The sequence below is a fragment of the Salinispora sp. H7-4 genome (assembly GCF_013416675.1).
Lineage (GTDB): Bacteria > Actinomycetota > Actinomycetes > Mycobacteriales > Micromonosporaceae > Micromonospora > Micromonospora vitiensis.
On the sequence record NZ_JABZED010000007.1, the window covers coordinates 449695 to 470410 of the forward strand.

The 20716-nt window shown below is 72.7% G+C and carries 11 protein-coding genes and 1 pseudogene; 4 read left to right on the forward strand and 8 right to left on the reverse strand.

The features are described 5' to 3' along the window. Window positions 1-22 precede the first annotated feature (22 nt). Window positions 23-712, forward strand: a complete 690-nt coding sequence (locus H0524_RS09950) for a TIGR03089 family protein (RefSeq protein ID WP_180198365.1) — start codon at window positions 23-25, stop codon at window positions 710-712. Between the two features lie 42 nt (window positions 713-754). Here the strand turns inward: H0524_RS09950 and H0524_RS09955 are convergent, their stop codons facing one another. Together H0524_RS09955 and H0524_RS09960 are read right to left on the reverse strand one after the other, a co-directional pair. Continuing rightward, a complete protein-coding gene (locus H0524_RS09955) occupies window positions 755-2752 on the reverse strand; it encodes an acetoacetate--CoA ligase (protein WP_180198366.1) in 1998 nt (665 codons plus the stop codon). 186 nt (window positions 2753-2938) lie between these two features. Next, window positions 2939-3457 carry an acyl-CoA thioesterase gene (locus tag H0524_RS09960; protein WP_180198367.1) on the reverse strand — a complete coding sequence of 173 codons (519 nt, stop codon included), beginning with the start codon at window positions 3455-3457 and terminating at the stop codon, window positions 2939-2941. A 56-nt stretch (window positions 3458-3513) separates the two neighbouring features. Between H0524_RS09960 and H0524_RS09965 the strand changes: the two genes are divergently transcribed. Next, entirely contained in the window at window positions 3514-4131 is a 618-nt protein-coding gene (locus H0524_RS09965; RefSeq protein ID WP_180198470.1) for a hypothetical protein, read from the forward strand. 66 nt (window positions 4132-4197) lie between these two features. On the opposite strand, the gene H0524_RS09970 is transcribed toward H0524_RS09965, so the two are convergent. Continuing rightward, on the reverse strand, window positions 4198-6033 hold the full coding sequence (locus H0524_RS09970; RefSeq protein ID WP_180198368.1) for a hypothetical protein: 1836 nt from the start codon (window positions 6031-6033) through the stop codon (window positions 4198-4200). Between the two features lie 581 nt (window positions 6034-6614). Beyond that, window positions 6615-7778, reverse strand: coding sequence for an acyl-CoA dehydrogenase family protein (locus H0524_RS09975; protein ID WP_180198369.1), 1164 nt, complete (start codon window positions 7776-7778; stop codon window positions 6615-6617). A gap of 250 nt (window positions 7779-8028) precedes the next feature. Here H0524_RS09975 and H0524_RS09980 point away from each other — a divergent pair, with 250 nt between their 5' ends. Beyond that, a complete protein-coding gene (locus tag H0524_RS09980; protein ID WP_180198370.1) occupies window positions 8029-9456 on the forward strand; it encodes a UDP-glucose/GDP-mannose dehydrogenase family protein in 1428 nt (475 codons plus the stop codon). A 127-nt stretch (window positions 9457-9583) separates the two neighbouring features. Next, window positions 9584-14491, forward strand: a complete 4908-nt coding sequence (locus H0524_RS09985; protein ID WP_180198371.1) for an SCO7613 C-terminal domain-containing membrane protein — start codon at window positions 9584-9586, stop codon at window positions 14489-14491. 25 nt (window positions 14492-14516) lie between these two features. Here the strand turns inward: H0524_RS09985 and purE are convergent, their stop codons facing one another. From purE to H0524_RS10005, 4 genes and pseudogenes are all read right to left on the reverse strand, one after another. Then, complete coding sequence (gene purE, locus H0524_RS09990) at window positions 14517-15008, reverse strand: 5-(carboxyamino)imidazole ribonucleotide mutase (RefSeq protein WP_180198372.1); 492 nt, start codon at window positions 15006-15008, stop codon at window positions 14517-14519. Further along, entirely contained in the window at window positions 15005-16186 is a 1182-nt protein-coding gene (locus H0524_RS09995) for a 5-(carboxyamino)imidazole ribonucleotide synthase (RefSeq protein WP_180198373.1), read from the reverse strand. The genes purE and H0524_RS09995 overlap by 4 nt, the downstream gene beginning before the upstream one ends. 149 nt (window positions 16187-16335) lie before the next feature. After that, window positions 16336-18435 (reverse strand): thioredoxin domain-containing protein, encoded by a 2100-nt coding sequence (locus H0524_RS10000; RefSeq protein ID WP_180198374.1) that lies wholly within the window; start codon window positions 18433-18435, stop codon window positions 16336-16338. 25 nt (window positions 18436-18460) lie between these two features. After that, window positions 18461-20640: pseudogene (locus H0524_RS10005) on the reverse strand (putative bifunctional diguanylate cyclase/phosphodiesterase). Window positions 20641-20716 lie beyond the last annotated feature (76 nt).

The following is a 20716-nucleotide window of genomic DNA, read 5'->3' on the forward strand; positions in this document are numbered from 1 at the left end:
GCGGAGCGTATCGTTCGCGCTGATGGCCGACAACCTTGCCCGGGTCCTCGCCGACGCGATCGCACCCGACCCGACCCGACCGCTGCTCACCTGGTACGACGACGCCACCGGCGAACGCACCGAACTCTCCGGCGCGACCTGCGCGAACTGGGTGGCCAAGACCGCCAACCTGCTGGTCGACGGGGTGGGACTCGCGCCCGGCGATACCGCCGGGGTGCTCCTGCCCCCGCACTGGCAGACCGCCGCCGTGCTGCTCGGATGCTGGTCGGCCGGCCTCACGGTGGCCGACCCGCCGGACGATGTGGACGTTCTCTTCGTCGCCACCGGCCGGCTCGCCGAGGCGGAGGACGCCAGCGCCGGGGACCGCTACCTGCTCGCGCTGGACCCGTTCGCCCGGCCACTGCGGGAGGTGCCACCGGGGTACGCCGACTTCGCCGCCGAGGTACGGACGCACGGTGACCACTTCGGGGCGCCTCCGCCCGGCGGGCCGGACCAGGCTGGCCTGGCCGCCCGGGCCGTGGCGCGCGCCGCGGACCTCGGGCTCACCCCCGGCACCCGGGTCCTGATCGACGTTGACCGCTACCCGGACCCGGTCGACTGGCTCCTGGCCCCGCTGACCGCGAGCGCCTCCACGGTCCTGGTTGCACACGCCGACGCCAGTCGTCTCGGCGCCCGCGCCGTCGCCGAGCGGACCACCCTCACCCTGCCCTGACCCCGCGGTGCCAGCCGATCCCGGGTCGTCCGGGCCCCGCCGTCACCGGGCTCGCCGGTCCGCGGTGTCGTCGTGGGCGGCTCGGCGCTGGGCCAGACCGGCGAAGGCGGTCAGCGACTCCGGGTTGGCCAGCGCGCCCCGGGCCGCCGCCGAGTCGACCGGGGTACCGGTCAGGATCTTCTTGACCGGTACCTCCAGCTTCTTCGCCGACAGGGTCCGCGGTACGGCTCCGACCGGATGGATCTCGTCGGGCACGTGCCGGGGCGAAAGGGCGGTACGCAGTTCCCGGCCGATCCGCTTCCGCAACGTGTCATCCCACTCCACGCCCGCGGCGAGCACCACGAACAGGAGCAGCTCACCAGCGCCGCCCTCGGCGTCCTCCAGGTGCACGACGAGGGAGTCCGCGACCTCGTCCAGCCCTTCCACGACCGAATAGAACTCGGCGGTGCCCAGGCGAACCCCGCCCCGGTTCAACGTCGCGTCGGAGCGGCCGGTGATGACGCAGCCACCCCGCGGGTTGATCGTGATCCAGTCGCCGTGTCGCCAGACGCCGGGGTAGCGGTCGAAGTACGCCTCCCGGTAGCGGCTGCCGTCGGCGTCGCCCCAGAACCCGACCGGCATGCTCGGCATCGGTTCAGTGATCACCAGCTCGCCCAGCGCACCGATGACCGGGGTGCCGTCGCCGGAGCGCGCCTCCACCTTCGCCCCGAGCGCCCGGCAGGCGATCTCGCCCGCGTGCACGGGCAGCAGCGGGGTTCCGCCGACGAAGCCGGTGCAGACATCGGTTCCGCCGGAGAGCGACTGGAGTTGGAGGGCGTCGCCGACGTTCCGGTAGACCCAGTGAAAGCCCTCGGGGGGCAGGGGCGCGCCGGTGGAGCCGACCCCGCGCAGGGCGGACAGGTCGGCGAACTCGGTGGGGACCAGCCCGGCCTTGCGGCAGGCCAGCAGGAACGGCGCCGAGGTACCGAGGTAGGTGGTGCCGGTGCGCTCCGCCAGCCGCCACAGCGCGCCCAGGTCGGGATAGCCCGGGTCGCCGTCGAAGAGCACGATCGCCGCCCCCACGACCGGCCCGGAGACGAGGAAGTTCCACATCATCCAGCCGGTCGTGGTGAACCAGAAGAACCGGTCCGCCGGGCCCAGGTCGTGGTGCAGGGCGAGCATCTTCAGGTGCTCGAGCAGGATGCCGCCGTGGCCGTGCACGATCGGCTTGGGCAGGCCGGTCGTGCCGGAGGAGTAGAGCACGTAGAGCGGGTGGTCGAAGGGCACCGGTGCGAAGGTGAGCGGCTCGTCGGTGGCCGCGGCGACGTCGGCCCAGGCGATCGTGTCCGGCGGCGGAGGGCCGGCCGGGTCGAGGTACGCGATGCCGACGGTGTGGGACAGCGACGGCAGGGCGGCACGGATGGCGGCCACCTCGGCTCGCCGGTCAATCGACTTCTGGCCATAGCGGTAGCCGTCAACGGCGACCAGGACCGTCGGCTCGATCTGCTGCCAACGGTCGGTCACGCTCCGGGTGCCGAACTCCGGCGCGCAGGAGGAGAAGATCGCGCCGAGGCTGGCGGTGGCCAGCAACAGCACGTACGTCTCGGGAATGTTCGGCGCGTACGCGGCCACCCGATCGCCCGCGCCGACACCGAGCCGGCGTAGCCCGGCGGCGACCCGGCGGACCTGCTCCCGCAGCTCGGCGGCGGAGAGGGTGACCGGTGGCCGGGTCTGCCCGTGGGCGATCACCACCGGGTCGGCGTCGGCGCGGCCCGGCATCCGCAGCACGTTCTCCGCGTAGTTCAGGGTGGCGCCGGGGAACCAGCGGGCACCGGGCATGGTCCGCTCGGCGAGCGCGGCCGTGGCCGGGGCGTGCGACACGACCTCGAAGTGGTCCCAGATCGACTGCCAGAAGGCGGGCAGGTCGGTGACCGACCAGCGCCACAGTTCGTCGTAGTCGGCGAAGTCCAGCCCCCGGTGCGTGCTCAGCCAACGCAGGTAGGCCCCGATCCGGGACCGCTCACGCACGTCCGCCGGCGGCGTCCACAGCACCTCACCCATCGCTCCACCCTCCCTCGGCCCGGCACAACGCTGTCCGGCCGTGGCGCCATCTTGCCCTACCTCGAGGCGCCGTAGCCCGCACCCGGTCCGGACGATCAGGGTGCGGGCGATCCCGCGCCGCGCCGGACCGCCGGCTTCCCACCGGTCGGCACCGCCGGATTTCCACCGGTCTGGGCCGGCGACGACTCAGCCGCGCCGGTGCGCCTGGATCGCCCGCCGCCGGGCGAGTCGGTGCGCCCGCCGGATCTCCGCCTCCCGGAAGCGCCGCTGGTCCGCGACGGTCTCCGGGGATAGCGGTGGGACCGGACGCGGGCTGCCGTCGGCGTCGACGCCGACAAAGACGAGGTACGCGGTGGCGACCCGCACCGGCTCCCCCTCGGCCGAGTCCCACCGTTCGGCGGTAACCCGCACCCCGACCTCCATCGAGGTCTGCCCGGCCCAGTTGACCTGGGCGTAGGCGTGCACCAGGTCTCCGACCCGCACCGCCTCGGAGAAGACGATCTCGTCGATCGCCGCGGTCACCGCCGTCCCGCCACTGTGCCGGGCGGCAGCGGCCCCGGCGACGTCGTCCACGAACTTCATCAGCACCCCGCCGTGCACGGTGCCGTAGAGGTTCACATCGACTGCCGTCATGATTCGACTCAGCGTGACCCGGGAGTATGCGGTCGGCCGACCCGGTGCGGTGGTGGCGGGGTACTCGCTCATATCGGAGACGGTACGGTGCGCGGATGCGACATCTATGGAGCTTCCTAGCGGGTCTCGTGGTGGCACCCGTCACGTGGATCCTGGTTACTCTCGGTCAAGATGGATCGGCGCGTACCGTCAACCGCTGGGTGGACCTCGGTCAGTTCAACTCGGCCAACCTGATCGAGCCCGCGGTCTGGCTGCTCGTCGGCGGTGTCCTGCTCGGACTCCTCGGCACGCTGCGCGTCTCGCCGATCGGCCCGATCGTCGCCGGGCTGCTGCTCGCCACCCCGTACCTGGGGCTGGCCATCCGTCCCTTCGCTGTCCGCGACCGCATCCCGACAGACTGGAAGGTCCTCGGCGACCCGCTGCCGCTTCAGCTGCCGCTGGAGAACGGGACGCTCTTCCTGATCGGCCTCCTGCTGCTGGTCGCCGGCTTCAGCGGTCAACGTTGGCGGCAGTGGCCGACGACCGGGGCGGAACCGAAGACGGCGGAGAACCCCAACCCGTCGGACACTCCGCTCGACGACTGGCCCCCCACACCGGAGCGGGACAGCACCGAGCCGGTCCTGGGCAACCCGACGTCCGACCCGACCGAAGCGCTACCCCAGCCCCAACAGACCGGTGGCGAAAACCCCTGGTCCGCTCCGGGGCCGGGCAGCCACCGGCAGCCGACCACCACCGGGCTGCGCTGACCGCCGAGCCCCACGTCCGGCCCGTTCCCCGGCCGGGGCGGACGTGGGGCATCCGGGGGTGCCTCGTCAGGGCCGGTAGTCGTCGTGGAGAACGACGCGGGAGAGCTCATAGCCACCCTGGGTACGCCAGTAGTGCAACCGCCGGGCGGCGGCCGACTCCCGCTGCAGGGCCACCCGCCAACAGGTCGCACCGTCAGCACGACGCACATAGCCACTGCCGGCCCGGCCGGTGCGGATCTGATGCGGATAACGCCCGGCGAGGTGCTGGACCTGACCGGTGAGCACCTCGACCACGACCGTCACGACCTTCGCCCGACTGATGCCCTCCAGCTGTTCCAGGGAGTCCAGGAAGCCGGGACCCAGAACGTACGAGGCGAGCGGCCGGCCGGCCTTCTCGGCAGCGGGAACGCGCTGCGCCCACTCGCAGGTGACCTCATAGCGGAACTGTTCCTCGGGATCGAGGAAGAGCATCGCCTCCCCGGTTGCTGGCTGACCAGCGCGGTCCTGGGCGCTCCGGAGCTGCTTGACCAGCCGCTGCCGAGCCAGATCGGCGCCGCGGTAGCGGGTCTGTAGCTGCTCGATGGCGCCAACCGCCCGCGCGAGCTCGGCCTCCAGCTCCGCCGCCCGGAATCGCAGATCCGCCAACTCGTTGGCGAGGGCCTTGCGGGTCGCCTGCTCGGCTGCCAACTCATTACGCAGCTGCACGACCTGGGCCTGCGCCCCTGCTGGCGCAGTGCTGGCCGGACGCGCCAGCACCGGATGCAGGGCCGAGGGAAGGCGTCGGGCCAGATCCAACGGCGTCGGCTGCCGCGCCGGCACCCGCCGTACGACCTGCTGCGGTGGCGTGGCGGGCGGCAGCGGGGGCGCTGGTGGTCGAGGCGTCGATGTCGGTGCGGGCCGCTGGTCGGGCGGACGTAGCCAGGGAGGCCCGCCGGGGAGCAGACTCAGCGCGGGTTTCACCTGTTCCGTGTCGTCAACGTCGTCAAACCGCAGCGCCGGCGGGGTGAGCGTGACGAGCCGGCCGGCGACGGTCTCCCCAACACTGAACAGGCCGCTCAGCCGGTCTTTCCAGTTGGAGGTGACCGCATCCAGGCCGACCTCGACGGTGAGCCCGGGCAGCAGTCGTACGGTGACAGCTTCGTCGGCCACCGCCACCACCTCGGCCAGCACCACATCACCGACCTGGTACGCCTCGTTGACAGCCGCCAGGGCGCTGGGGACGTCAACGAAACGCAGCGCCGCCCGCAGGTCCAGACAGCGCGAGACCCGGTCATAGCTGCCGGTAACCGCCTGTCCCTTGGCGAGTAGTTGATCCAAGGCAACGCCGGGGAGTGTCAACTCCTCCCATACCGTCGCCACCGCCTGGTCATCCAACGTCACGAGCGCTCGGGACCCGATCAGGCCCTGCACCCGTCCCGATCGACGCTGAGCCTCGGGACGAGCGCGGGGTTCGACCAGTCCGGCCGACAGCGCCGCCTGCAGCGCATCACTGATCAGCTGTTCGGTGATGCGGCGACGGTCCTGGCGGGAGTAGGCGAACCGCAACCTACTGCGGGTCGGGTCGTGCACCCAACCGTGGTCGACCGAGTACACCCGCCCCGCCCCGCCGTAGACCTGGGTCATCGGCGGCATCACCCGCGAGAATGCCCAGGAGACATCGCTCGTGGGCATCAGTACCACCTCAGCCAGATCCCCCACCGCCGCTTTGAGCTCGTCGGGATCACCGAAGGGCTCGTCATACCCGGTGGGCAGGGTGAGTACCGCGACCGGCCACCGCCGCCCCGGCGTCAGCAACCGGTGGGCGAGTTCGCTGGCCTCAGCCGCGGAGGTGATCCGCTGTACCGCCGCCGCCGGCGGTGGGGCGGCGCCGACGGCCACCTCCCGAATGGGCACCTGCCCCATCAGTTCCGACCTCCTACCGGTGAAAGCTGTAACGACCGCAGCATCGGGGCGACGGCCAGTCCGGGCAGGCTGGCAGTGGCCCGTATGGTCGCTGGCGCCAGACCGGTAGCACGGATCTCCCGCCAGGAGGGATTGCAGCGGACGTTTACGGCCCTCGACGAACTCGAGGGTGCGGGACAGACCGCCCCGAGGGGACCATGGACGGGTCACCTGGTCCGTACCGGCGAGGGGTTGGCCTTCCCTCTTGAGAACCCGAGCTAAACCGTATAGCGACTATGCAGGGGGACAGTGGACGACACAAGGCGAAGAGCACGTCGGAGCCCCTGCCTTGTCCGTTTGACCGACCACTGCCGACAAAATTGTTGACACTGTCGCCCGCTTGGGGGAACGACAAATCGCCTTCGACACCAGCACGCCGTCGGAGAAGCACAACCGGAACAGGTCGCCGGAGAGGGTGAAGGGGTTGGGTGCGGGTGGCCGCAGAACCCGGCAGCGCGGTCCACGATCAACCGACAGCACCGTCCAGGGTCGCCGACGGCCACCGGACCGTACCCGCTCTGAGCTCCGAAAACAGCTTCCGATCAGCCCTTCAGAAGCTGCCGCGCCATGACGATCCGCTGCACCTGGTTGGTGCCCTCGTAGATCTGGGTGATCTTTGCGTCGCGCATCATCCGCTCGACCGGGTAGTCCCGGGTGTAGCCGTAGCCGCCGAGCAGCTGCACGGCGTCGGTGGTGATCTCCATGGCGGCGTCGGAGGCGAAGCACTTGGCCGCCGCGCCGAAGTAGGTCAGGTCCGCGTCCCCCCGCTCGGACCTGCTGGCTGCGGCGTAGGTCAACTGCCGGGACGCCTCCAGCTTCATGCCCATGTCCGCGAGCATGAACTGGATGCCCTGGAAGTCGGCGATCGGCTTGCCGAACTGCTGACGCTCCTGCACATACCCCTTGGCGTAGTCGAGCGCACCCTGCGCGATGCCCACCGCCTGCGCGGCGATGGTGACCCGGGTGTGGTCCAGGGTCTGCATCGCGGTGGCGAAGCCGGTGCCCTCCGCGCCGATCATGCGGTCGGCGGGGATACGGACGCCGTCCAGGTAAACCTCACGGGTCGGCGAGCCCTTGATCCCCAACTTCTTCTCCGGTGCGCCGAAACTCACCCCCGGGTCGGACTTCTCGACCACGAAGGCCGAGATACCCCGGCTCCGGGCGGTCGGGTCGGTCGCGGCGAAGACCGTGTAGAACTCGGACACCCCGGCGTTGGTGATCCACCGCTTGACGCCGTTGAGTACCCAGTCGTCGCCGTCCCGGACGGCCCGGGTGGTCATCGCGGCGGCGTCGCTGCCCGCCTCCGGCTCGGACAGGCAGTACGAGAACATCCCGTCGCCGGCGGCCACCGGGGTCAGGTACTTCCGCTTCAGCTCTGCGGAGCCGGCGAGAATCAGCGGCATGGTGCCCAGCTTGTTGACCGCCGGAATCAGCGAGGAGGAGGCACAGGCCCGCGCCACCTCCTCGATCACGATGGCGGTGGCGAGGGCATCCGCACCGGCGCCGCCGTACTCGACGGGGATGTGCGGGGCGTGAAAGTCAGCCGCCCGCAACGCGTCGAAGGACGCCTTCGGGAACTCACTGGTCTCGTCCGCCTCAGCGGCGTGCGGTGCCACCTTCGCCGCGCAGACCTCCCGGACCGCCTCCCGGACCGCCTGCTGCTCGTCCGTCAATCGATAGCCGTCGAATGCCTGCTCTGCGGCCATGCCGGCCCCTCCTCTTCACCGCTATCATGCGCAGTCTGTAGCGTCATCTGACCGCGGACCGCGCAGACTGAAGGATAGCGACCCCGGAATCGGGCGATGTTACCGCCGCGTAGGCTACGAAGTGTCGCACTGACCGGCCCGCGCGGGAGCATGGTCAAACAAACGAACAACCCCACCTTCGGTGCCCCGGCAGGCGCCGCGGTCGACAGCGACGCCACGAGCGGCGCCAGTGCGAGCGGAGAAGACAGGCGTGACGATCCCGTACCCGAACACCCAGCCAGTGCCTCCGATCGGGGCGGTAACCCCCCCATCCGGCGCCCCTCGCCCCCGAGTGACCTTCCTCGGCACCGGCTACCTCGGCGCGACATACGCCATCTGCTACGCCGAGCTGGGCTACGAGGTACTCGGCTTCGACGTGGACGCCGACAAGATCGCCATGCTCAACGCGGGCGAGGTGCCGATCCACGAGCCCGGCCTCGACGAGCTACTGAAGCGCAACCTCGCCGCCGGGCGGCTGCGGTTCAGCACCGACATGGCCGAGGTCGCCGAGTTCGGGGACGTGCACTTCATCTGCGTCGGCACCCCGCAGCGGGCCGACGCGCTGGGGGCGGACCTGTCGTACGTCGAGGCAGCCGTCACCAGCCTGGCGCAGCAGCTCACCCGTCCGGCGCTGATCGTCGGCAAGTCCACCGTGCCGGTCGGCACCGCGGAGTGGGTCGAGCAGCTGGTGAGCAAACACACACCGGCTGACCTGGGCATTGAGGTCGCCTGGAGCCCCGAGTTCCTCCAGGAGGGCTTCGCCGTCGACGACGTACTCCGCCCGAACCGGATCGTTGTCGGTGTCAAGAGCGAATGGGCCAACGGGATGCTCTACGCCGCACACAAGGGCGTCTTCGACCTGGCTGCCACGGAGGACCGCGAGGTGCCGATGGTGGTCACCGACTTCGCCACTGCGGAGCTGGTGAAGGTCGCCGCGAACGCCTTCCTGGCCACCAAGATTTCGTTCATCAACGCGATGGCGGAGGTCTGCGAGGCCGCTGGCGGCGACGTGACCCACCTGGCCCGGGCGGTCGGCTTCGACCCTCGGATCGGCAACCGGTTCCTCCAGGCCGGCCTGGGCTTCGGCGGGGCCTGCCTACCCAAGGACATCCGTGCCTTCCAGGCCCGGGCCCAGGAACTGGGCGCCGGCGAGGCGCTGCGTTTCCTGCACGAGGTCGACCTGATCAACCTGCGCCGCCGGACCCGGGTGGTCCAACTCGCCGCCGACCTACTCGGCCGGCGCGCCGGCCCGGCCGGCCCCGACCTCTCCGGCACCCGAATCGGTGTGCTCGGTGCGACCTTCAAGCCCAACACCGACGACGTCCGCGACGCCCCGGCCCTCGCCGTGGCATCGCTGCTCCACAAGGCCGGCGCTGACGTGCACGTCTACGACCCGGAAGGGATGGAGCGCGCCCGCGCCGTGGCGCCCGAGCTGACCTACGAGCCGGGCATCAACGAGGCGGTGACCGGTGCCGACCTGGTCTGCGTCCTGACGGAATGGGCTGACTTCCGCAACGCCGACCCGGTCACGCTCGGCACCCTGGTCGCCGGGCGCCGGGTGGTTGACGGTCGCAACTGCCTCGATCCAGCGTTGTGGACGCAGGCTGGCTGGGAGTACCGCGGCATGGGACGCCCGTGACCCGTCGCCGGCCGCACTCCGCGGGTTAGGGCGCCACGCACCCTGGACCCGCCGGCAACTGTCGAAATCCGCGCCAGCATTGGGCATGCTGCGACAGTGAGGTCCGCCGCATGGCTGGAGGGGTGTTGTGGTGAGCTTTCAGTGCTCCTCGTGCGGCCGGGAGTTGAAGCCGGCCGCCCGCTGCCCACACTGCGGCGCGCAACAGCCGCAGCGGCTCGAACACCTGGCGGAGGTCGAGCGGTCGATCGCGGAGATGAAGGCGCGGGACGCCGAGATCTCCGGTGAACAGCGGAAGATCGCCGCCAGGATGCAGGCTGCGCTCTTCCAGCGGGACATCCTCGCGCATGCCGATGAGGAGAACGTCAAACAGGCCACCCGTCCCCGGCGCGTGCTCCGTCGCCGGCCAGACCGGCGGCCACCGACCGCTCCCCCCGGCACACCGCCCCGGGTACCCCGGCAGGGCACCTCGTCCGGGCCGGCGGAACCGCCGTCGGCGACCGCTGGCTGGCTTGACGCCGACAACCCCGAGCATCCGCCGGAGGCGTCCAGCCGCGAGGTGCAGAACATTCCCCTCGGGCTCGGCGCGCTGCTGCTCGGCGTCGCCGCGGTGGTCTTCGCCGCGGTCGCCACCAGTTCCCTGGACGCCCTCGCCCGGCTGGGCGTGCTCTGCCTGGCGACGGTCCTGATGCTGCTCGCCCCGCCGGTGCTGGCCCGCCGCGGGCTCACCTCCACCGCCGAGACCATCTCCGCCGTCGGCCTGCTCCTGGTGCCGTTGGCCGGGTACGCACTCTGGTCCGTCACCAGCGTCGGCGGCGCGTCCCGGGCGGTGTTCGCCGGAGCCGTCTTCGCGGTCACCGCCGGGGTTGCCCTGGCGTACGGCGGCTGGACCGGACTGCGCGCACCGCGGTTCGCCACGGTGCTGGCCCTCCAGCCGATCCTGCCACTGCTCGCCTACGGCCGAACCAGCGCTCTGGCGGGCTGGGCCGCGGTGCTGGCCCTCGTGGCCGTCCTGAACTTCTCGCTGGCCGGCTCCGCCCTCACCCGGGCCCGACCGGTCCGCCAGGACCTACCCGAAGCGCCCCCGACCCCACCGGCGACGGCGGGGGGCCAGACCGGCCCGGAGCGGCCCCCGGATCCCCCTGTCGCCCCGCGCCAGCGGTCGGGGGCCGGCCGACGAACCGATGACGGGGCCGAGACCGACCAGGTACCCGGTGGGGACGGCGCCGCCGTCCGCCCAGTGCCCGGGCTCCGTGAGTTGATCTTTGTCCTTTACAGCGTCGCCGCGCTGGCGGCCCTCGGCTACGCCAGCACCGCGCTGCTGCGGGTGACCACCGTGCCGGCGACGGTCGGAGCGGGAGCCGCGCTCCTGCTCACCGCCACGGTGGCCGGCGCGGGAATGGTGGCAGCCCGCCGCACCCCATTCCCCGACATCGGCACCGGCCTGCTCACCCTCGCCGTGATCAGCGCGTCGAGCCGGCTCGCCTGGGTGGCCGCACCCGACCAGGCACTACTTCTGATCACCGCCGGCATCGCGCTCACCGGGCTGGTCGTCCGCACGGTGCCGACTGTCCTGCGGCGCGGCCCGCAGTTCGCCTCCGCCATCGCGTTGACCGTCAGTGGCGTCGTCGTCGCCGCTGGTGCCCTGCGCGCCGGAGTGACCCCGGTCCGCGCTGCCCTCCCGGCGTGGACCGCCGACCTCGACCGTTACCCAGCCCAGCTGGCCGCGGTGGGCGCCCCCGCCGCCAGCCAGCTCGCCGCCAGCGCACTGCTGCTGACCGTGGCCGCCATGGTCGCCCTGCCACCGAAGATCCGCCGGGAGTTCGCGGTGGTGGGCGCCGCGCTGACCGCGCTCGCCGTGCCCGCCGCGTTCGGACTCGGCTGGGCGGCCGCGCCGTGGCCGATGGTGGTGGCGGCGGTCGGGATCGGGGTGGCCGGGTTGTCGGCGAGGAGCAGACGCGCGGCGCGAGCACACGCCGTAGCCGCCGCCGGGGTGGGGCTGTTCGGTGCCGGAGCCGGCCTGGCCCGGCCGTCGCTGACCGCCGCCGTCCTACTCACCCTCTGTGTGGCGGGCGTGCTGGTGGCGGCGGTACCCCGGCTCCGGGCAACCTCGGTCGGAGCGGAGCTCCTCTCCGGCTGGGCCGCGGGCGGGGCGGCCTTCGCCCTGCCCGGCACGGTAGCCGCGGTCGTCGCCGCCGGTCCGGCGGCGTCCGGCACCGCGCTGCGGGAGATGACCGTCGCGCTACTGGCGGCGAGCTTCCTCGCGGTCTGCGTCACGCTCGGTTACGCCGCGCTCATGCAGGTTTCCCACCGGCATCTCCCGATGCCGCTGGCGACGGGGGCGGTACTGGGCGCCCTGGCCGTCGCCGCGGCCTCGTTCATGGCGCCCGCCACCACCGCCGCCGACGCCTGGGTCGGCGCGCTGCTGGTGATCGCCGCAGTGCTCCTGTTCTTCGCGCCTTCCGTTGACGCCCGGCGCCGCTCCGACCTCCGCCTGGACGGCTCCGACCTGGCTTGCGCCGCCGTAACCGCCGCGTTGGTCGCCACCCTGGTTCGGATCGCCGCTGTCCTTGCGCCGGGCGCGCAGCTGGCGGTCGCGGCCGGGCTGCTGCTGGTGGTGGCCGTGGCGGCCCGCGCACTGCCACCGCAGTGGCGGCGCGGCCCAGTCCTCGGCCTGGCCCTGGGGGGCGGACTGGTCGGGCTGCTGGCCGCCGGGATGGCGCTCCGCGGGGGCATCGGCGTCCTGCTCACCGCCGGCCCGATCTGGGCCGGCGACCTGAACACGTGGCCGGCCGCTCCGATCGGCGGCTCGACCTGGCAGGCACCAGTCGCGCTGGCGCTGCTGGCGCTGGCCGCCGCGGTCCTGTTGCCGCCGCCCTGGCAGCACGACATCTCCGGCGCGGCCGTGGTCCTGGCCACCATCGGCGCACCGGCCGCGTTCGCGCTGCCCTGGTGGTCGCCGGTGCTGGTGGGTTCGCTGGTCGCCACCGGGTACGGCCTGGCCTCGGTGGCGTCGGTGGAGGCCCGAGCCGCGTTCTCCCGGGCCGTCGTGGCCAGCGTACTGGCGCTGCATGTCGCCGGCGCTGGGCTGGTCCGGCCGTGGACGACCGCACTGGCCCTCGGCAGCATCGCGCTGATCGGTGTCGCCGTGGCGGCCTTCGCTCGCGCCCTTTCCCCGCCGCTGGGCACCGAGGTGGACGTCGAGGGACCGCCACCCCACCCGATGCAGATCGGTGGTGCCGCGACCGGGGCCATGCTCTTCGCGCTACCCGGTGCGGTGGCCGCCCTGGCTGCCGAGTTCGGGCACTCATCGCGCGGGGTGCTGATCGCCGCCCTGGCCGCCTCCGGCCTCAGCTTGGCCGCCGTGCTGGCTGCCCGACACCGGGTTCCGCAGTACCTGCCCTGGGCCAGCGCCGCGCTGGTCGGCGGCGCCACGGTAAGTGCCCTCGCCGCCATCCCCGCCGGCCTGCAGGTCGGGGTGTACGCCGCCGCGGCGGCCCTGATCGGTGTCCTCGCCGAGCTGAGCCGCGGCGCCACTGAGCCGCCAGCCGGGCTCGCGGCAGCGACTCGCCGGTGGCGGGTAACCCTCGGGGGTGCCCTGGGCCGCTCCGCCGGGCCCGGTACCCGCCGGTGGCGGGTAGACCCGGCCGCCGGGGCGCTCGCCGCGGCGACGGTGCCCACGGTGCTGGCCCTGGTCTCGCTCGCACCGGCGCTGCACGTGGCGCTGGTCGAGCCACACCGGACGCTCAGCCGCACCTGGCAGGGCCCGCCGCCGGAGCTACTCCTGCCCGCACCCGCGGCGGCGGACCCGACACACGTGCTCACCGCGCTGCTGCTGACCGCCGCCGCCGCGCTGGCTGCGGTCGCTTTCAGTGGCGGCCGGCGCAGTCGGGCGGTGCCGGTCATCCTGCCGGGTGCGGCGGTGACCCTGCTGATCACGCCGGTGGCGCTGAATCTCGCCTGGCCGGCGAGCACGCTCGCCGGGCTCACCGTGTTCACCCTGGCCATGCTCGGGCTTGCGCTCACGCCGCCGCCCGCCCTGGTGGAGCGGGCCCGCTCGCTCCGGCTGGCCCGGATACTCGTCTTCGGCATCGGTCTCACCGCCGGCGGCGCGGGGCTGGCCGGCAGCCTGGCCACCGAGAACCTGACCCTGGTCACGCTCGGCGGCGCGGTGGGCGTCGGTACGGTGGCGGCGCTCTTCGGTGCGACCGGGCACGCCCGCATCCTGGGCTGGCTGTTCGCCGCCCTGATGGCGCAGCTCTTCGTACTCACCACCGGTCTGGTCGCCGGTCTGAGCGCACGCTGGTCGGCGTTCGGCGTCCTGGCCGTCGGGGCGGCCCTCCAGGTCTTCGCGGCCACCCTGCCGCGCCTGCGTCGCCCGGAGGCGGGGCGGGAGGCGGCCACGGTGGAGTGGAGTGGCTTCGCCGCCGCGCTGATCGCCCTGGCGCTGGCCTACGACTCACCCCGGCACATCGCGGCCCTGCTCGCCGCCGCGGGCGCCATCCTCGGAGTGGCGGCGGCCCGACCGGGCCGGCGCGACAGCGAGCGGCGAATCCTCTTCTGGGCGGTGGTGAGCTGCGAGATCACCGCGTGGTGGATTCTGATGTGGGTGGCGGACGTGGCCCTGCCCGAGGCCTACACCCTGCCGTTCGCGGTGCTGGCCCTGCTCGTCGGCGTACTGGAGCTGCGCCAACGCGCCGAGGTCAGCAGCTGGGTGGCGTACGGGCCAGCGCTGGTGACCGCCTTCGCTCCGACCGTGGCGATCGTGCTGGTCACCGAGAGCAGCATGCTGCGCCAGGTGCTGCTGCTACTCGGGGCGGCGGCGGTGCTGGTCTTCGGCTCGCTGCGGCAGCAGCAGGCGCCAGTGATCGTGGGGGCCACGGCCACCGCGATCACGGCGATCCACGCGCTGTTCAGTCTCGGGCCGTGGCTGCTGCTGATCCCCGTCGGCCTCCTCCTGCTGGTCCTCGGGGCCAGCAACGAGCGTCGCCGTCGGGCCCAGGAACGTCTCCAGGCCGCCCTGCGCGGCATGCGCTAGCCGGCTGCGGCGACCACGCCAGGGGTCAGCTCAGCGAGGCGCGCAGGGCCGCGTTCTTCTCCGCGACCACCTGCTCCAGCTCGGATTGGTACGCCGCCATCCGATCGAGCAGCGCCCGGTCCTCGACGCCGAGGATCCGGACCGCGAGCAGGCCGGCGTTGCGGGCGTTGCCGATCGAGACGGTGGCCACCGGCACGCCGGCCGGCATCTGCACGATGGAGAGCAGCGAATCCATTCCGTCCAGGTACTTCAGGGGCACCGGCACGCCGATCACCGGCAGTGGGGTGACCGAGGCGACCATGCCCGGCAGGTGTGCCGCACCCCCCGCCCCGGCGATGATCACCTTTACGCCACGGTCAGCGGCGTCCCGGCCGTACTCGATCATGCGAACCGGCGTCCGGTGTGCCGAGACCACCTCGACCTCGTACCCGACCCCGAACTCGTCCAGTGTCTCGGCGGCGGCCCGCATCGTCGGCCAGTCCGAATCGCTGCCCATGATCAGCCCGACCGTGCTCATCCGTGCCCCTCCCGCAGCCAACGGGCCGCCCGCGCCGCCCGGCTGCGTACCTCGTCCAGGTTGTCGCCGAGTACGGTGACATGGCCGATCTTGCGACCTGGGCGCACCTGCTTGCCGTACAGGTGCACCTTCGCGCCGGGCTCGGCGGCGAAGAGATGGTGCAGGCGCTCGTCGATGGAGATACCGCCCGGCTCACCGCCCAGCACGTTCGCCATCACCACCACCGGCGCGGCCAACGAGGTGTCCCCCATCGGGTAGTCGAGCACCGCCCGCAGATGCTGCTCGAACTGCGAGGTCCGGGCCCCCTCGATGGTCCAGTGCCCGGAGTTGTGCGGCCGCATCGCCAGCTCGTTGACCACGAGGCGGCTGCCCGTCGGCTCGGCCGGGTCGGTCACCTCGAACAACTCGACGGCCAGCAGACCCACCACACCCAGCTCGGTGGCGAGGTCGATGGCGAGCTGCTGCGCACCGACCGCCAGCTCCTCCGGCAGCTCCGGCGCGGGGGCCAGGACCTCGACGCAGATCCCGTCCCGCTGCACGGTCTCGACCACCGGGTAGGCGGCGACCTGCCCGAACGGGGAACGGGCCACCTGCACCGCCAGCTCCCGGCGCAGCGCCACCCGCTCCTCCGCGATCAGGCGCATCCCGGTGGCCAACAGCGTGGCCGACAGTTCGGCCGCCTCAGCGCCGTCCTCAACCAGCCACACGCCCCGGCCGTCATAGCCGCCCCGGGCCGCCTTGAGCACCACCGGCCAGCCCACGGCGGCACCGAAGGATTCGAGCCCGGCCGGGGTCTCGACCGGCCGCCAGGCCGGGTTCGGCAGACCCAGCGCCGCGAGACGTTCCCGCATGACCCGCTTGTCCTGGGCGTGCACCAGCGCCTCGGCCGGCGGAAAGAGCTTGACGCCCTCGCCGGCGAGGGCCTCGATGTGCTCGGTGGGAACATGCTCGTGGTCAAAGGTGACCACGTCGCAGCCCTTGGCGAAGGTACGCAGCGCCGCGAGATCAGTGTGCTCGCCGTACTGCACGTCGGCGGCCACCAGGGCGGCGCCATCGTCGGGAGCGAGCGCGAGCAGGCGCAGCGACTGGCCGAGGGCGATCGCGGCCTGATGGGTCATCCGGGCCAATTGGCCGCCACCCACCATGCCGACAACGGGCAGACCGGTGTGGGAGTCCATAGCCAGGTCAGCGTATCCGGCCAGCGGAGCCAGCCCGCCACCCGGCCCCGCCACCCGCCTACCGGCCCGCCCAGTCGCTACCCGGCCCGCCCAGTCGCTACCCGGCCCGCCCAGTCGCCACCGGCCGGTGATCCGGGCCGACCGGCCGCCTACCGGCCCGTCAGCTGCGCCACCAGCTCGTCCACCCTGGTTACCGGCCGGTCACAGACAAAGCCCCGACAGATGTACGCGGTGGCCTGCCCGTCAACCAGCTGCCGACCGGCGAGCAGCGGCACCCCGGGCTGGTCCGGCCGCCCCGCCACCACCACCGCACCCGGTGGGGCGTACCGGTGCGCCGCATGCACCAACGGCTCACCGACCGGATCGGGGGTCACCACCGCGATCTCGTACGGGCCGGCGAGCAGCGCCGCACCGGCGGCGGCCGCGTACCCGGTGAAGCGGGCGTGCGCGGCGACGATCGGCGCCACGGTGGCCAGCGCCGCCTCCGCCGCCTCCCGATAGCGGGTCTCGCCGGTCAACGCCGCGTACGTGACCAGGGCGGCGACGATCGCCGACCGGCCGGACGGGGTGGCGTTGTCGGTGGGGTCCGCGGGCCGGCTGACCAGACGCTCCGCGTCATCAGCGGTGTCGTAGAAGCTGCCCTGCGGTGCGGCGAACCGCTCCAGCGCCACGTCGAGGAGCTGCCCCGCCAGGGTCAGCCACCGTCCCTCGCCGGTCAGCTGGTGCATCGCGCAGAACGCCTCGGCCACGCAGCCGTAGTCCTCCAGGACGCCGGCGGCCTCCCCGACCCGGCCGTCCCGTGAGGTGCGGCGCAGCCGCCCGGCCACCAGGTGCACTTGTGCCAGGTGCTCGGCCGCGTCCCGCATGGCCCCGTCGGCGACGATGGTCACGCCCTCCATCAGGTTGGCGTCCGGCCCCGGAGCGTCCTCCGCAAAGCTGGCTACGACCTGCTGGAACTCGGCGATCGCGGTGATCGCGAGTCCATTCCAGGCGGCTACCACCTTGTCGTCGCGGGCCGGCTGCGGGCGGGTGTCGCGGACCATCAGCAACCGGTGCGCGATCTCCTGCCAGCGGGACTGCACCTCCGGCGCCGCGTCGTCAACGTCCCGGGCCAGCCGGAGCACGCTGGCCGACTGCTCGGCGGCTTCCGCCCCGGTTCCGGCTGACCCGGCCGGCGCGGCAGCGTGGGGGGTGAACGAGCCCTGCTCGGTGACCCCGAACAGGTCGGCGGCCCACCGGCCGTCCGCCTCGCCGAGGGCCGCGACGAGCTGGGCGGGGGTCCAGACGTAGGTCAGCCCCTCCACCCCGGCGGCATCGGCGTCCAGCGCGGAGGCGAACCCCTCACCCGGGCGGTGCAGCTCGTCGGCGAGGAAACGGGCCGTGTCCCGGGCGATGCGGCGGGCCATCGGGTCACCGGTCAGCCGCCACAGGTGGGTGTAGACCCGCAGCAGCAGGGCGTTGTCATAGAGCATCTTCTCGAAGTGCGGCACCAACCACTGCCCGTCCACGCAGTAGCGGGCGAAACCCCCGGCGAGTTGGTCGTACAGGCCGCCCCTGGCCATCGCCTCCGCGGTGTGTCGGACGAGCTCCAGGGTCCGTTGGTCGCCGGTGCGCTGGTACTGCCGCAGCAGGAAGAGCAGGCTCAGGTGCGGCGGGAACTTCGGCGCCCCGCCGAACCCACCGTTCGTCTCGTCGTACTCCGCACCGAGCCGGTCGGCGGCGGCGTCGAGCAGGTCGGCGGTGAGCGGGGCGGCCGGGCCCCCGACCGCCTGGGCACCGCCAATCGCCTCGACGACCGCGGCACCCTGCTGGAGCACGGCGCTGCGCTGGTCCCGCCAGGCGGTGGTGACCGACTGGAGCAGCCGGAGAAAGTTGGGCTTCGGGAAGTAGGTGCCGCAGAAGAACGGGGTTCCGTCCGGGGCGGCGAAGACCGTCATGGGCCAGCCACCCTGCCCGGTCATGGCCTGGGTCGCGGTCATGTAGACGGCGTCGACGTCCGGACGCTCCTCGCGGTCTACTTTGATCGCCACGAAGCCCTCGTTCAGCAGCGCGGCCACCTGCTCGTCCGCGAAGGACTCGTGCGCCATGACGTGACACCAGTGACAGGCGGCATAGCCGACCGAAATCATGATCGGGACGTCTCGCCGGCGGGCCTCGGCGAACGCCTCCGCACACCACGGCCACCAGTCGACCGGGTTGTCCTTGTGCTGGAGCAGGTACGGGCTGGTGGCGTCGGCGAGTCGGTTCACGGGACGACCCTATCGGCGCGGACGGTCAGGAGGCGCCGTCGGCCCGGAGGGGAACAACCGGGAGCGCGCCCCGTTGGCCAGAGCACCGAGAACCGCACCGATCTTGTCGGCCGGCATGGGCTTGAAGAAGTGGTAGCCCTGGGCGGCCGTGCAGCCGAGTTCGGCCAGCGCGCTGCGCTGCTCGGCGGTCTCCACCCCCTCGGCAACCACCCGTAGCCCCAACTGCTGGCCAAGCCCCACCGTGGTGCGCACGATCGCCGCCGCCTCCGGCGAGTCGGCCATCCGGAGCACGAAGGAACGGTCCACCTTCAACTCGTCCACGGCGACCCGGGTGAGGAAGGTCAACGACGAGAACCCGGTGCCGAAGTCGTCCACGGCCAACTGCACGCCCATCGTGCGCAGCGCGCCGAGCACCTCGTCGATCACCTCCAGCTTGCTCATCACCACCGTCTCGGTGATCTCCAGGACGAGCCGCCGCGCCGGCACCCGGTGGCGGCGCAGCGCATCCGCGATCTCGGTCGGCAGCCGCGGGTCGAGCAGGCTACGGGCGGAGAGATTCACCGAGATCGGCAGGTCCAGCCCGTCCCGGGCCCACTGCGCCGCCACGCCGAGCGCCTTGTCCAGCACGTACCGGGTGAAGGTGCCCAGCTGCTCGCTGTTCTCCACCGGACGGATGAACTCGTGCGGGTTGAGCCAGCCGCGTCGGGGGTGCCGCCAGCGGATCAGTGCCTCCACCCCGGTCGGCGCCCCGGTGGCCAGGTCCACCGCCGGTTGCAGGACCAGCACCAGCTGGTCGTCGGCGGCCAACGCCTCGCGCAGCTCGGCCAGGAGCGCGAGCCGGTCGGTGCTGGTGGCGTCCCGCGCGGAGTCGTACGCGGCGACGCAGCCGCTGCCCTCCTTCGCCTGGTACATCGCGATGTCCGCCCGGCGCAGCAGCTCCGCCATGTCGGCGGTGCCGGCGCCGGCGACCACCACCCCGACGGCGGCCTCCACGGACATTCGGACCCCCGCCACCTCGGTGGGGGCGGCGAGCCGTTCGGTGATCTCCCGGGCCTGGCGCAGCGTGTACGCCATCGGGGCGGCGCTGTCGCCGGGCACCGGCACCGAGGTCAACAGGAGGGCGAACTCGTCGCCGCCGAGCCGGCCCAGCAGGTCCCCGCCGCGGGCCAGCCCGCCCAGCCGGTCGGCGGTCAGCCGGAGTAGCTGGTCACCGGCGGCGTGCCCGAGCGTGTCGTTGACCTCCTTGAACCGGTTGATGTCCAGCAGCAGCAACGCCACCGGCCGGTCCCGGGCCAGCCGCTGCAGCACCTGGTCTCCCTTGCTGAGCATGGCCGTCCGGTTGGCCAGGCCGGTCAGCGCGTCACTCGCCGCCGCCGTCGCGTTCCCCCGCTCGTCGCGGTGATCGAGCGCGGCGGTCGCCTCGGCGAAGGCCCGCCAGGCACGTCGATCCCGGTCGACACGGAGCTGGTGGCGGTAGGTCTGCTGGAGCAGCCAGAGCGGCAGCGGGAGGATCAACAACCAACGTGGGTCGACCTCGATGAGGGCCACCACGACCAGGCCCACCACCACGTTCCCGACGAACATCAGCAGTTTGCCGCGCAGCGCCTCCCCCAGCAGGGCACCCGTTGGGACGCCGTGGTGCAGGTGGAGGGTGACCGCATCCAGCCCGACACAGACGAGCAGGTAGGTGACCGCACCCGCGAGCATCGCGAACGCAAGCGGTGGGGTCGGTGTCGCCAGCAGCGGCCGCCCCAGCAGGGTGGTGACGAACCCGGCCAACGCCGTCGCCACGGTCAGCGACGATGCGATCCGGGCGATCTCCACCGGCCGCCGACGGGTACCGAGTAACGACATCCCCGACCAGGCCAGACCGGCGCCGAGCAGGGTGGCCGCCGGAATCCAGCCGGCGGGCACCTGGTGGAGGCAGATGACGAGCGCGGCCTCGCCCCAGGTGAGGCTGACCGCTCCCGCCGCAGCCCGGAACTGGAGTTGGGCGAGCTGCGCGAATGCGAACACCGTGACCGCGAACCCGAAGCGTGCGGGGCCGCCGAGCGGGTCGTCGCTGGGCAGACCGCTCGGCGCGGTGACCGCTGCCACGGCTGCCACCAAGGCCGTCACCAGCACCGCCGCCGTGAGCGCACGGGCCCGCTGTGACCGGCCGGAGGGACCTGCCCGCGACTGGCCGGGCAGCGCGGTGTTCACCACCCCGCTCCGGCCCCGAGCTCTCCGACAGTACGACGGGCAGCCTCAGCTGCGCTGGTCATCGGCGCCCCCTCCTGCC

What these genes read in the sequence shown, in the direction of transcription:
- H0524_RS09975 (WP_180198369.1), bottom strand. Translation starts at nt 7,778, where the DNA reads ATGGCCGCAGAGCAGGCATTCGACGGCTATCGATTGACGGACGAGCAG.
- H0524_RS09960 (WP_180198367.1), bottom strand. Translation starts at nt 3,457, where the DNA reads ATGAGCGAGTACCCCGCCACCACCGCACCGGGTCGGCCGACCGCATAC.
- H0524_RS09955 (WP_180198366.1), bottom strand. Translation starts at nt 2,752, where the DNA reads ATGGGTGAGGTGCTGTGGACGCCGCCGGCGGACGTGCGTGAGCGGTCC.
- purE (WP_180198372.1), bottom strand. Translation starts at nt 15,008, where the DNA reads ATGAGCACGGTCGGGCTGATCATGGGCAGCGATTCGGACTGGCCGACG.
- H0524_RS09995 (WP_180198373.1), bottom strand. Translation starts at nt 16,186, where the DNA reads ATGGACTCCCACACCGGTCTGCCCGTTGTCGGCATGGTGGGTGGCGGC.
- H0524_RS09970 (WP_180198368.1), bottom strand. Translation starts at nt 6,033, where the DNA reads ATGGGGCAGGTGCCCATTCGGGAGGTGGCCGTCGGCGCCGCCCCACCG.
- H0524_RS09950 (WP_180198365.1), top strand. Translation starts at nt 23, where the DNA reads ATGGCCGACAACCTTGCCCGGGTCCTCGCCGACGCGATCGCACCCGAC.